General features: G+C 45.0%; 15 protein-coding genes. 12 read left to right on the forward strand and 3 right to left on the reverse strand.

The annotated features are described in order from the left end of the window. The first annotated feature begins 78 nt into the window (after positions 1-78). The 11 genes from yajC to LGZ98_RS04290 all read left to right on the forward strand — a co-directional run bounded on the left by yajC (position 79) and on the right by LGZ98_RS04290 (position 8312). A complete protein-coding gene (gene yajC / locus LGZ98_RS04240; protein WP_011148038.1) occupies positions 79-408 on the forward strand; it encodes a preprotein translocase subunit YajC in 330 nt (109 codons plus the stop codon). 27 nt (positions 409-435) lie between these two features. Beyond that, a complete protein-coding gene (gene secD / locus LGZ98_RS04245; protein WP_112879369.1) occupies positions 436-2283 on the forward strand; it encodes a protein translocase subunit SecD in 1848 nt (615 codons plus the stop codon). A gap of 10 nt (positions 2284-2293) precedes the next feature. Beyond that, on the forward strand, positions 2294-3262 hold the full coding sequence (secF, locus tag LGZ98_RS04250) for a protein translocase subunit SecF (RefSeq protein ID WP_112879368.1): 969 nt from the start codon (positions 2294-2296) through the stop codon (positions 3260-3262). A gap of 115 nt (positions 3263-3377) precedes the next feature. Next, positions 3378-3827 (forward strand): transcriptional regulator NrdR, encoded by a 450-nt coding sequence (nrdR, locus tag LGZ98_RS04255; protein WP_113040794.1) that lies wholly within the window; start codon positions 3378-3380, stop codon positions 3825-3827. A gap of 4 nt (positions 3828-3831) precedes the next feature. Continuing rightward, positions 3832-4941, forward strand: a complete 1110-nt coding sequence (gene ribD / locus LGZ98_RS04260; protein WP_191214705.1) for a bifunctional diaminohydroxyphosphoribosylaminopyrimidine deaminase/5-amino-6-(5-phosphoribosylamino)uracil reductase RibD — start codon at positions 3832-3834, stop codon at positions 4939-4941. Between the two features lie 126 nt (positions 4942-5067). Further along, a complete protein-coding gene (gene ribH, locus LGZ98_RS04265; protein WP_113040795.1) occupies positions 5068-5538 on the forward strand; it encodes a 6,7-dimethyl-8-ribityllumazine synthase in 471 nt (156 codons plus the stop codon). 26 nt (positions 5539-5564) lie between these two features. Further along, on the forward strand, positions 5565-5981 hold the full coding sequence (gene nusB, locus LGZ98_RS04270) for a transcription antitermination factor NusB (RefSeq protein WP_112879366.1): 417 nt from the start codon (positions 5565-5567) through the stop codon (positions 5979-5981). 100 nt (positions 5982-6081) lie between these two features. Continuing rightward, entirely contained in the window at positions 6082-7071 is a 990-nt protein-coding gene (thiL, locus tag LGZ98_RS04275) for a thiamine-phosphate kinase (RefSeq protein ID WP_113040796.1), read from the forward strand. Continuing rightward, positions 7064-7555 (forward strand): phosphatidylglycerophosphatase A, encoded by a 492-nt coding sequence (gene pgpA, locus LGZ98_RS04280; RefSeq protein WP_113040797.1) that lies wholly within the window; start codon positions 7064-7066, stop codon positions 7553-7555. The genes thiL and pgpA overlap by 8 nt, the downstream gene beginning before the upstream one ends. A gap of 189 nt (positions 7556-7744) precedes the next feature. After that, positions 7745-8017: a type II toxin-antitoxin system RelB/DinJ family antitoxin gene (locus LGZ98_RS04285; protein ID WP_113040798.1), complete on the forward strand. Its 273-nt coding sequence runs from the start codon at positions 7745-7747 to the stop codon at positions 8015-8017. Beyond that, the gene (locus LGZ98_RS04290) at positions 7989-8312 is read left to right on the forward strand and encodes a type II toxin-antitoxin system YafQ family toxin (RefSeq protein ID WP_113040799.1); all 324 of its coding nucleotides are present in this window, start codon (positions 7989-7991) and stop codon (positions 8310-8312) included. Before LGZ98_RS04285 ends, LGZ98_RS04290 begins: the two co-directional genes overlap by 29 nt. 166 nt (positions 8313-8478) lie before the next feature. On the opposite strand, the gene dxs is transcribed toward LGZ98_RS04290, so the two are convergent. From dxs to xseB, 3 genes are all read right to left on the reverse strand, one after another. Further along, a complete protein-coding gene (dxs, locus tag LGZ98_RS04295; protein ID WP_113040800.1) occupies positions 8479-10344 on the reverse strand; it encodes a 1-deoxy-D-xylulose-5-phosphate synthase in 1866 nt (621 codons plus the stop codon). A gap of 62 nt (positions 10345-10406) precedes the next feature. Then, complete coding sequence (gene ispA / locus LGZ98_RS04300) at positions 10407-11324, reverse strand: (2E,6E)-farnesyl diphosphate synthase (RefSeq protein ID WP_113040801.1); 918 nt, start codon at positions 11322-11324, stop codon at positions 10407-10409. A 4-nt stretch (positions 11325-11328) separates the two neighbouring features. Further along, the gene (xseB, locus tag LGZ98_RS04305; protein WP_113040802.1) at positions 11329-11607 is read right to left on the reverse strand and encodes an exodeoxyribonuclease VII small subunit; all 279 of its coding nucleotides are present in this window, start codon (positions 11605-11607) and stop codon (positions 11329-11331) included. 197 nt (positions 11608-11804) lie between these two features. Here xseB and thiI point away from each other — a divergent pair, with 197 nt between their 5' ends. After that, positions 11805-13253, forward strand: a complete 1449-nt coding sequence (thiI, locus tag LGZ98_RS04310; RefSeq protein WP_113040803.1) for a tRNA uracil 4-sulfurtransferase ThiI — start codon at positions 11805-11807, stop codon at positions 13251-13253. Positions 13254-13298: the final 45 nt, after the last annotated feature.

A 13298-nucleotide genomic window follows, 5' to 3' on the forward strand; every position in this document is an offset into this window, starting at 1 on the left:
TGACTGGTTTCAGTGTGTATAGCATATTGCGGCTGGTTTTTGATTACTATTGAATTTGATAACATTGAGGGAAGTTTAATGAGTATTATTTCTGAAGCAGCAGCATCTGCTGGCGCACCGGCTCAGGGAAGCCCATATTCTTTGATCATCATGCTGGTTGTTTTCGGCTTGATTTTCTATTTCATGATCCTGCGTCCACAACAGAAACGTACCAAAGAACATAGAAAGCTGATGGATTCTATTTCCAAAGGTGATGAGGTGATGACCAATGGTGGTTTGATTGGTCGTGTCACTAAAGTTTCTGACACCGGTTATATCGTTGTAGCACTGAATGACACTACTGAAGTAACCATTAAACGTGATTTCGTCGCTGCCGTTTTACCGAAAGGTACAATGAAGGCTCTGTAATTTCTGATTTTCCCGAAGGGAACTGCCGTGCTAAACCGTTATCCTTTGTGGAAGTATCTGATGCTGATCGCTGCGATCCTCATCGGTTTGCTTTATGCACTTCCCAACCTTTATGGTGAGGATCCGGCTGTACAAATCACTGGCGCGCGAGGCATTGCCGCCAGTGAGCAAACGCTGGTCCAAGTCCATAATGTTTTAGAAAAAAATCAAATCGCGAGTAAATCTATTGCGCTGGAAAATGGTGCGATTCTTGCTCGTTTCAATAATTCCGATATTCAGCTTCGTGCCCGTGAAGTATTGATGTCCACATTAGGCGATCAGTACGTGGTGGCATTGAACCTGGCACCAGCAACACCAACTTGGTTAAGTAAGGTTGGTGCCGAACCAATGAAACTGGGCCTTGATCTGCGAGGTGGGGTGCACTTCCTGATGGAAGTGGATATGGAAACCGCATTAGGCAAACTGCAAGAGCAGAATATTGATGGCCTGCGCACTGATTTGCGTGAAAAAGGCATTCCTTATTCCACTGCCCGTAAAATTGATAATTACGGTGTAGAAATCCGCTTCCGTGATGAAAAAGCGCGGTCTGAGGCGGAAAACTATCTTACTGGTCGCCACCGTGATTTAGTTTTCAGTATTGGAAGCAATAATACTCTGAAAGCGGTGATGAGTGATGAACGTCAGCGCGAAGCCCGATCTTATGCGGTGCAGCAGAACATTACCATTCTACGTAACCGTGTTAATCAACTGGGTGTGGCTGAACCATTGGTTCAGCGTCAGGGCGCTGACCGTATCGTGGTTGAATTACCGGGTATTCAGGATACTGCTCGTGCAAAAGAGATTCTTGGTGCGACAGCGACGTTGGAATTCCGTTTGGTCAATACCGGTATTGACTCTACCGCAGCTACATCAGGCCGTGTGCCAGGTGATTCTGAGGTGAAGAGCACCCGTGATGGTAATCCGGTTGTGTTATATAAACGTGTTATTCTGACCGGTGATCATATTACAGATTCAACCCCTGGTACCGATGAATACGGTAGTCCAGAGGTGAGTATTTCACTGGACAGTGCTGGTGGCTCCGCGATGTCTAATTTCACCAAGGACAATGTTGGTAAGCCAATGGCGACATTGTTTGTGGAATATAAAGACAGCGGTAAGAAAGATGCTAATGGTCGGGCGGTGTTAGTTAAACATGAAGAAGTGATTAACATTGCTAATATTCAGACTCGTCTGGGGAACAATTTCCGTATCACGGGCCTTTCCAACGCAACCGAAGCGCGTCAGTTATCCTTATTGTTGCGTGCGGGTGCTCTGATTGCACCGATTCAGATTGTAGAAGAGCGTACCATTGGGCCAACCCTTGGTCTGCAAAACATTGAACAAGGTTTAGAAGCTTGTCTGTGGGGCTTAATTGCATCAATTCTGTTTATGGTGATTTACTATCGCAAATTCGGTGTGATTGCGAGCAGTGCGTTGTTGGCTAACCTAGTGCTGATTGTTGGTATCATGTCTCTGTTACCAGGGGCGACGTTAACCATGCCGGGGATCGCGGGTATTGTGCTAACGCTGGCTGTGGCGGTTGATGCGAACGTGCTGATCAACGAACGTATTAAAGAAGAGTTGAGTAATGGCCGGACAGTACAACAAGCGATACATGAAGGTTATAAAGGGGCTTTCTCCAGTATTATTGATGCTAATTTGACCACGTTGATTACCGCGGTCATTCTTTATGCTGTTGGTACCGGGTCAATTAAAGGCTTTGCGATAACAACGTCAATTGGTGTCGCGACTTCTATGTTCACCGCTATTGTAGGTACTAGAGGGATCGTCAACCTGCTATACGGCGGTAAGCGTATTAAGAAGCTGTCAATTTAAGGAGCACGTTGTGGCACAGGATTATACTGTTGAACAATTGAACTACGGTCGCAGAGTCTATGACTTTATGCGCTGGGACAACGTTGCTTTCGGAATTTCGTTGCTACTGTTGGTAGCTTCTGTTTTTGTGATGGCAACCCGCGGGTTTAACTGGGGACTCGATTTTACCGGTGGTACGGTAATCGAAATCAAGCTCAGTCAATCTGCTGATTTGGATAAGATGCGTGATAACCTGGCAAAAGCGGGCTTTGAAGATCCTCTGTTGCAAAATTTCGGTAGTAGCCGTGATGTAATGGTGCGTATGCCACCAGTTACGGGTGCGGCTAATGAGGAGCTGGGTAAAAAGGTTATTAAAGTCATTAATGACACCATTGATAAAGATGCGAGTGTCAATCGTATTGAAATTGTTGGGCCGAGTGTCGGTGCTGAGCTCGCCCAAGATGGTGCAATGGCGTTGCTGGCGGCGCTTATCTGTATCTTGATTTATGTTGGATTCCGTTTTGAATGGCGTTTAGCATTGGGTGCGGTTCTTGCGCTTGCCCATGATGTCATCATCACGCTAGGGGTTCTGTCATTGTTCCATATCGAGATTGATCTGACCATTGTGGCATCGCTGATGTCGGTTATCGGTTACTCATTGAATGACAGTATCGTGGTTTCTGACCGTATCCGTGAGAATTTCCGTAAGATCCGTCGTGGTACGTCGTATGAAATTATGAACGTCTCTCTGACGCAAACATTGAGCCGTACAATCATGACATCTGCAACAACTTTACTGGTGGTGCTGATGTTGTATATTTTCGGTGGTGCAATGTTGAAAGGTTTCTCACTAGCGATGTTAATTGGTGTTTCTATCGGTACGGTATCTTCTATCTATGTTGCTTCCGCTTTAGCGTTGAAACTGGGTATGAAGCGTGAACACATGATCCAGCAAAAGGTTGAGAAGGAAGGGGCTGATCAGCCATCTTTATTGCCTTAATTATTCTGCCTTGATGCTGTTCAAACACCCTGTGAGTATCCGGCTGACAGGGTGTTTTTTATTCAGATTAAGGATAAACTGTAAATTTAGTTCGGATTAACCATCAGGAAACGATATGCATTGCCCATTTTGTGCTGCTGTTGATACTAAAGTGATTGACTCTCGTTTGGTCGGGGATGGCTCGCAGGTGCGCCGGCGGCGTCAGTGTCTTGAGTGTCATGAACGATTCACCACTTTTGAAATGGCTGAGCTGGTTATGCCTAGAGTAATAAAAAGTGACGATATCCGAGAGCCGTTCGATGAAGAAAAATTGCGTCGTGGTATGCAAAAAGCACTGGAAAAGCGCCCGGTCAGTTCTGATGATGTAGAAATGGCGATGAGCTATATTAAATCTCAGTTACGTGCTACCGGTGAGCGGGAAATTCCATCCAAAATGATTGGTAATCTGGTCATGGATGAATTGAAGAAGTTGGATAAAGTCGCCTATATCCGTTTTGCTTCTGTCTATCGCAGCTTTGAAGATATTCGTGAATTTGGCGAAGAGATTGCTAAATTACAAGGTTGAGCCAGTGAATAACGATAAAAAATATATGGCGCGCACTTTGGAATTGGCGCATCAAGGGCGCTTTACTACGCCACCTAATCCTAACGTTGGTTGTGTAATTGTGCGTGATGGACAAATTGTTGGGGAAGGTTTTCATTTACGTTCTGGTGAGCCACATGCTGAGGTTCACGCTTTACGGATAGCCGGAGATAAAGCTAAAGGCGCAACTGTTTATGTCACGCTTGAACCGTGCAGCCATCACGGTAAAACACCGCCTTGTGCCGATGCGTTGATTGCGGCTGGCGTTAGCCGTGTGGTTGCGGCGATGCAGGATCCCAATCCACAGGTAGCAGGAAGGGGGCTTTATAAGCTGCAACAAGCTGGTATTGCAGTAGAACATGGACTGATGATGGAAGAAGCTGAATCTCTCAACCGGGGGTTTTTGAAGCGGATGCGTACCGGGTTTCCATATATTCAGTTGAAGATGGCTTCTTCTCTTGATGGCCGAACGGCATTAGCTTCTGGCGAAAGTAAATGGATTACATCACCTCAAGCTCGCGATGATGTACAAAAATTCCGTGCTCAATGTAGCGCGATTCTGAGTTCCAGTAGCACTGTTTTAGCTGATGATCCTCACTTGACAGTTCGTTGGCGTGAATTAGACGCAGAAACCCAGGCGGTTTATCCCGAGGAAAATCTTTGTCAACCGGTACGTGTTATTGTTGACAGTCAGAATCGTGTTGGCCCTCAGCATCAGGTCATACAGCAGCCCGGTTATTGTTGGCTGGCTCGCACTAAAGCAGATGAACATGACTTATCCGAAAATGTAGAACAGATACTGTTACCTGCTCATGGTATTGGGGTAGATTTGGTGTCATTGATGATGCAGTTGGGTAAGCGCCAGATCAACACAGTCTGGACTGAGTGTGGGGCATTGCTGGCGGGGGCATTGCTAACTTTAGGGTTGGTGGATGAATTGGTTCTTTATGTTGCGCCAAAAGTGCTAGGTGATACGGCTTGTGGTTTGTTCACTATTCCTGAACTCAAAAATTTGGCAGAGGCGCCGGAATTTGACATTTTTGATGTACAGCAGGTGGGACCTGATCTTCGTCTGCGTCTGCGGCCTGTATACTGACTGAATATGTGAGTGTGGGTTAGTTTGCCTGTATTTATGCTCTGTTGCTAAATCGGCAGGCGCAGCTAACGAAAGAATATGATAGAATCCGCCCCCCTGCGGATATGAACAGATGGAAGGAAGGCTATGAACGTAATCAAAGGTGGTGTTGCAGCTCCACAAGCTCGTGTGGCGATTGCCATTGCACGTTTTAACAACTTCATTAATGACAGTCTGTTAGGCGGAGCGGTGGATGCGCTTGAGCGTATCGGTCAGGTTGCTTCAGAGAATATCACTGTTGTCTGGGTTCCTGGTGCTTACGAGTTGCCATTGGCAGTGAAGACATTGGTCGAAACTCAAAAATATGACGCTGTTGTCGCGCTAGGAACAGTTATCCGTGGTGGTACCGCTCATTTTGAATACGTTGCTGGTGAATGCAGTTCTGGTCTGTCTAGTGTGGCGATGGCTAGTGAAATTCCAGTAGCGTTTGGTGTTCTGACCACAGAAAGCATTGAACAGGCGATTGAGCGCGCTGGAACCAAAGCGGGTAATAAAGGTGCAGAAGCTGCATTAACCGCACTGGAAATGATCAATGTAATTAATGCCATTAAAGGCTGATTTTAGTTTTAATTAAGGGGAATCTTGTGAAACCTGCTGCTCGTCGTCGTGCTCGTGAGTGCGCTGTTCAGGCTATATATTCATGGCAATTATCTGGCAATAGCATTGCTGATGTTGAATTACAGTTTCTGTCGGAGCAGGACGTCACTGGTGTTGACGTAACCTATTTTCGTGAATTGCTGTCAGGAGTAGCTGTAAATGCGGCTAAGCTGGATGCTTTGATGGCCCCTTATCTTTCCCGTCAGCTCGAAGAGTTAGGTCAGGTAGAAAAAGCCATTTTGCGTGTTGCTATGTTTGAACTAAGTTATCGTGATGATGTCCCTTATAAAGTGGCTATTAACGAAGCTATCGAATTGGCAAAAGTCTTCGGTGCTGAAGATAGCCATAAGTTCGTAAACGGGGTACTGGATAAATCTGGCCCGGCAGTACGCAGAAAAAGATAAGCTACTGCTTGTCGGGTTTTTCCCACCGTAGACGATGATTTGTAAGGCCGGGATACCGGCCTTATGTTCATGATCATCAGTAACTTTTTGGGATTCTATTATGGTATGTGGCGAATTTGACCTCATTGCGCGTTATTTTGATCGTCGGGAGATTAGCCGGCGTGATGTAAATCTAGGTATTGGTGATGATTGTGCACTGATGACACTAGCCGATAAACAACAATTGGCGGTTAGTACGGATACCTTGGTTTCAGGCGTACATTTTTTACCTGATATTTCCCCTGAAGATTTAGCTTACAAATCTCTTGCTGTGAATCTGAGTGATCTGGCCGCAGTCGGCGCTGATCCTGCTTGGCTTTCATTGGCGTTAACATTACCGGAAGTGGATGAACGCTGGCTGGGTGGTTTCAGTGACAGTCTGTTTGAGCAGTTGCGTTATTATGGTATGCAGCTTATTGGTGGTGACACTACCCGCGGTCCGATGAGTCTGACGTTGACGATTCATGGTTTGGTTCCCGCAGGCAGGGCGTTACGGCGTACTAGCGCAAAAAATGGTGATTGGATTTATGTGAGTGGATCGTTGGGTGATAGTGCGGCGGGTTTGGCTCTGTTACAAAACCGTCTACAAATTTCTGATCCGGTATCCCGCAACTGGTTGGTTCAGCGTCATCTCAGGCCGCAACCTCGTATTTTACAAGGGCAAGCACTACGTGGCTTGGCAACATCAGCAATTGATTTGTCTGATGGTTTGATTTCCGATTTAGGTCACATTCTGAAAGCCAGCCGATGTGGAGCCAGAATAAATCTGGATGCGCTTCCTTACTCTGATGCAATGAAACAGTACGTTGAACCGCAACAAGCTTTGATGTGGGCTTTGAGTGGTGGGGAGGACTATGAATTGTGTTTTACCGTCCCGGAGAGGAATCGTGGTGCGTTGGAAATTGCGTTGGCGCATACCGGAGCTGGTTTTAGCTGTGTTGGACAGATTATGGCGGAATCGGAGGGCGTTCGTTATTACAGCAATAATAAAGAGATTAAATTAGATCTAAAAGGGTTCGATCACTTTATTACTGAGGAGGCACATGGATAAGGCAAAGTGTCGTTTACGGATGAGTAATCCCTGGCATCTATTAGCGACAGGTTTTGGTAGTGGGCTGTCGCCGGTTGTGCCGGGAACAATGGGATCGGCGGCGGCTATTCCATTCTGGTTATTGCTGGTCCAGTTTCCGGAATGGATTTGCTGGTTGGTTATTATTGTCGGGATGTTTTTCGGCATAATGATTTGTCAGCGTACTTCTGATGATATGAAAGTTCATGACCACGGTAGTATTGTCTGGGATGAATTTATCGGTATGTGGATCACATTGATGGCAATCCCTGTGGTTAATTGGCAGTGGATTTTGACCGGTTTTATGGTGTTTCGTATTCTCGATATGTGGAAACCGTGGCCCATTCGCTGGTTTGATCGCTATGTTCATGGCGGTTTAGGCATCATGTTGGATGATATTATTGCGGGTGTATTTTCTTTCGTGATTGTTTGGTTACTAGCGTTTTATCAGATTTTTATTTTCTGAGGTGTGGTGTAGATGGAAAGTCTAATGAAATTACTACAATTCCCGAACCCCTGAACAGGTTGCCACTGAAAGGTAATATCGTTGCTTTTTGCTTTATACTTCAGCATTTTCTTCTCTGGGCTAAGATTGCTTAATATCAAAATTAGGACTACGATAGCACTACAAAAATCAGCATGTACGAGGTATTAAATGGGTACTGAAACTTATGTTCGCACACGTATAGATCCTGCAATTAAGCAAGAGGCAACCGATGTTTTAGCTGCTATTGGGATTAAAATGTCTGACTTTCTACGCATTGCTGTAACGATGGTGGCCAAAGAAAAGGTGCTACCTTTCGAGATCAAGAAAATCCCTAACAGAGTTACTGTTGAGGCTATGAATGAGGCGAGAAGCTCAATGAATGCACGTTTTAACGATGCGGATGATTTAATTCATGACATTGAAAAAGACTGCGGCAAGTAAGCGCGCTAGCTTTCCGCGTCGCTCAGACTATACAAAACAGTTCGGTAAAGATTGGCAACGATTGAGCCGTTCTGGGCGCTATGACATGAACCGATTAAAATCTGTTGTAATGCTCCTCATTGCTAATGATTCACCTCTAGGAGCTGAATATAAAGATCATGAGTTAGTCGGAGATTGGGCTGGATTTAGAGAGTGTCATATTGGGGGGGATTTTCTTTTAATTTATCTTCTGGACGAACAGAAAAATGCAATAGAGTTTGTCAGAACCGGTACACATGCGGAATTGTTCGAGTGAGAAAGGAATTTAATAGGCTATTATTTCATTGATAACGAATTTCTATATCTTTCAAGTTGCCTCTTTGTTGGCTGCACTCACTCACCCCGGTCACATAGTTACCTATGCTCCCGGGGATTCGCTCCCTTGCCGTCGCGATCCATCTTGAAATCCATAGGGTATATACTCAGGAAAATAGCCTTTTATTGATGCTATTTTGAATACCTGCGGCATCAAGCCCTAACTCCGCTCTAATTTCTTCCTGACTACCTTGTGGCACAAATTGGTCAGGCAAGCCAATATTCAGAATTTGCACTAGGCGACCTTCCTGCATTAGTAGTTCATTAACGCCACTTCCGGCGCCGCCCATAATGGCATTTTCTTCCAGCGTGACCAATAAATCATGGTTATCAGCCATTTCTAATATCAATTCTTTATCCAGTGGTTTGACAAAACGCATATCAACAACAGTCGCATCCAGTGATTCTGCTGCTGTTATTGCATCAGGTAACAGAGTACCAAAGTTCAGGATCGCTACCTTCTTACCCTGACGGCGAATAATACCTTTACCAATTGGTAATTGTTCAAATGGTTGGGGTTCTGCCCCCGTTCCGGTTCCTCGTGGATAACGCACGGCTACAGGACCTTGCTGATAATGATAGCCAGTATGCAGCATCTGTCGGCATTCGTTCTCATCACTTGGCGCCATAATTACCATGTTGGGGATACAACGAAGGAATGAAAGATCAAAGGCACCTTGATGTGTCTGACCATCAGCACCTACGATACCGCCGCGATCTATTGCAAATAGAACAGGTAGATTCTGGATGGCGACATCATGGATAACTTGGTCATAAGCACGTTGGAGGAATGTCGAATAGATTGCAACAATTGGCCTGTAACCACCAATTGCCAAACCTGCGGCAAAAGTCACGGCATGTTGTTCTGCAATGGCGACATCGAAGTATTGATCAGGATATTCGCGGGAAAAACGTACCATACCAGAGCCTTCACGCATGGCAGGTGTGATCGCCATCAGCTTTTTGTCGTTAGCGGCCTCTTCGCATAACCAGTCTCCAAAGATTTTGGAGAAAGTAGGGCGGTTGTCTGAGCTTTTAGGTAATGCGCCAGTGGTCGGATCAAATTTAGGCACCGCATGCCAACTGATAGGATCTTTTTCGGCGGGGGCATAGCCACGACCCTTTTTGGTCATGATGTGCAGAAGCTGTGGCCCTTTCAATTCACGCATATTTTTCAGCGTTTGGGTCAATGTCAGTACATCATGTCCGTCGATGGGGCCAATGTAATTAAAGCCTAATTCTTCAAACAGAGTGCCAGGAACAACCATGCCTTTGATATGTTCTTCAGTTTTTTTCAGTAGCTCTTTAATCGGTGGTAGATTGGAAAAGACTTTTTTCCCGCCTTCCCGCAACGTGGTGTAGAGTTTACCGGATAGAAGTTGAGCTAGATGGTTGTTTAACGCTCCGACGTTCTCTGAGATGGACATTTCGTTGTCGTTAAGAATGACTAACATATCTGGGTCGATATCCCCGGCATGGTTCATCGCTTCGAAAGCCATCCCCGCGGTTATCGCACCATCACCGATAACACAAACTGTACGGCGGCCTTTGCCTTCGCGTTGAGCCGCAATTGCCATACCTAATCCGGCGCTGATAGAGGTTGATGAGTGACCAACACATAAGGTGTCGTATTCACTTTCATCTCGCCAAGGGAAAGGATGAAGCCCATTTTTTTGACGAATCGTATCAATACGATCTCGGCGCCCTGTCAGGATTTTATGAGGATAAGCCTGATGGCCGACGTCCCATACCAATTTATCGAAAGGTGTTTTATAGACATAATGCAACGCCACAGTCAGCTCAACGGTGCCAAGACCGGAGGCAAAATGACCACTGGAGCGACTGACACTGTTTAGCAGGAATTGCCGAAGTTCATCACATAATTTCGGCAGGCTCTCTTTTGGTAACATACGAAGCTCTTCAGGATTTTCCGCTAATGCCAATGTGGGGTATTTGGCTATATCAATGCTCATTTGATGCTCGTTAAGAAGTGTTTATTAATAGCGCTGCCAGTGGGTAAATTTACCGGCAGACCTTAGTTGTTACGTTCAATGATAAAGCTGGCAAGTGTGCGCAGCATTGCTGTGTTATAAGATTTATCTTCCAGTTTATTCAAAGCTTGTAATGCTTCTTGATACAGTTCGTATGCTTTTTTCTGTGCTTGTTCTAACCCCAATAATGCGGGGTAAGTGCTTTTTTCTAACTGTTGGTCACTGCCTTGGCGTTTTCCTATCATTTCGGTATCGCCAATGACATCAAGAATATCGTCTTGAACTTGGAATGCGAGGCCAATGGCCTGAGCATACTGATCTAATTCAGGTAAGGCATCATGCCCACTTTGGCCTGCGCCATATGCGCCCATTCTGACGGCGCAACGAATAAGTGCGCCCGTTTTATGGCGATGAATGTGTTCCAGCATATGGAGATCAATGTGTTTACCTTCCGCAGCTAAATCCAACGCTTGACCGCCGCACATACCAGCGATACCGCTGGCGGTTGCTAGTTCGGCAAGCATTTCAAGGCGATCTGCCGTTGTTACATCCGGCATTTCTCTTTTAGATAGGATTTCAAACGCCAGCGCCTGTAATGCATCTCCTGCCAAAATCGCGTGAGCTTCACCAAATTTTATGTGGCAGGTCGGTTGTCCACGGCGTAAATCATCGTTATCCATCGCCGGTAAATCGTCATGAATTAATGAAAAGGCGTGGATACATTCAACGGCTGCTGCTGGAGCATCCAGATTATTTGCAGATAATCCAAACAGTTCACCGACGGCATAAACTAAAAATGGGCGCAGACGTTTACCACCGAGTAAAGTGCCATGTTGCATTGTGTGAACGAGTGGATTGTCTGCAAATGCCAGTGAAGATAGTGTGCTTATCAGAACGTTATTGACTCGTTGTTGACAGATTTTAAGCTGTTCTTTAAATTGGGTTGAATTTTGTTCAGACATAGGCTTATTCAGTATCCGGGGAGAAATGACTCAGTGGAGATTGGACATCATCGTTAAGCAGAATCTGCACTCGCTGTTCTGCTTGTTGCAACGTTTGTTGCCCTCGACGGGCTAATTGAATACCACGCTCAAACTCGCTTAGGGCTTCTTCCAGTGCCAGTTCACCTGATTCTAGCCGGGCGACAATCTGTTCCAGCTCTTTTAATGAGCTTTCAAATGTCATTGCCGCCGCAGTTTCTGGCGTACTGTTTGTACTTTCTGATATTGCATTTTTCTTTGGCATAATTTTTTACTATTTACAGAGTTCGCCTAAGGGTTGCAGACTATCTTATTATGCTGGTGCAAACAAATCCTTAACTGATTTTGTGTTTTTTCCGGGCTATATCACGAGATAGTGTTATACTTCGCGGCCTGATTTGACAACCAAGACATACCATCAGTTTTTTTTATCAAAATGCCTAACTACTACTATAACTCACTATGAAGTTTATTATTAAATTATTCCCTGAAATCACGATCAAGAGCCAAACTGTTCGTTTGCGCTTTATTAAAATTCTCGCTAGTAATATTCGCAATGTGCTTAAAACGTTAGGAGATAATATTGCAGTGGTTCGCCATTGGGATAATATCGAAGTTCGTACTAAAGATGAAAACCTTGGCGCTCAAATTTGTGATGCGCTGACACGTATCCCCGGTATTCACCATATTCTGCAAGTAGAGGAGCGTGAGTTTCGTGACATGCATCATATCTTTGAACAAGCTTATGAGGCTTATGGCGAATCGCTCCACAATAAGACATTTTGCGTGCGGGTTAAACGTCGCGGTAAACATCAATTTACTTCCAATGAAGTAGAACGTTATGTCGGTGGTGGTTTAAACCAGCATATTGAATCTGCAAAAGTAAAACTCAATCATCCTGATGTGACTGTTAATCTGGAAATTGATCAAGATGTACTGATTCTGGTAAAAGCCCGTTATGAAGGAATTGGTGGTTTTCCTATCGGAACGCAGGAAGATGTATTATCTCTAATTTCTGGAGGCTTTGATTCTGGTGTTTCCAGCTATATGCTAATGCGCCGTGGCTGTCGTGTTCACTATTGCTTCTTCAATCTTGGCGGTTCTGCTCATGAAGTTGGTGTGAAACAGGTTGCTCATTATCTTTGGAATCGTTTTGGCAGTTCCCATAAAGTCCGTTTCGTTGCCGTGGATTTTGAACCTGTTGTCGCTGAAATTTTGGAAAAAGTTGATGACGGTCAAATGGGGGTGGTGCTTAAACGGATGATGGTAAGAGCGGCATCTAAAGTTGCAGAGCGTTATGGCGTGCAGGCGATTGTTACCGGTGAGGCTTTGGGACAGGTTTCCAGCCAGACACTCACTAATTTGCGTTTGATTGATAATGCATCGGATACGTTGATTCTGCGGCCGCTGATTTCTCATGATAAAGAGCACATTATCAGGTTGGCACGTGAAATAGGCACTGAGGATTTTGCCCGTACAATGCCTGAATTCTGTGGTGTTATTTCAAAAAGCCCGACAGTAAAAGCTGTTAAAGCTAAAATTGAAGCAGAAGAGGCGAATTTCGATTTTAATATTTTGGAAAAAGTTGTCAGTGAAGCTCAGAATATTGATATTCGCCAGATCGCAGAACAAAGCAATCAGCAAGTGGTTGAAATTGAAACGGTGACAGCGTTCGCTCCGACGGATGTGTTATTGGATATTCGTTCGCCTGATGAACAAGATGATCGGCCATTGCAGTTAAATGGTGTGGAAATTAAATCATTGCCATTCTATAAGTTGAGCAGTCAGTTTGGTGATTTGCCAAAGGATAAGACTTATTTGCTCTATTGTGAACGTGGGGTAATGAGTCGTTTGCAGGCACTCTATTTATCTGAGCAGGGTTTTGATAACGTGAAAGTTTATCGGCCTTAATTGCTTCAATTCTATGTTTCGGGGTTCCTATTACGTGAACCCCGA

The organism is Photorhabdus kayaii (genome assembly GCF_025384895.1).
Taxonomy (GTDB): domain Bacteria; phylum Pseudomonadota; class Gammaproteobacteria; order Enterobacterales; family Enterobacteriaceae; genus Photorhabdus; species Photorhabdus kayaii.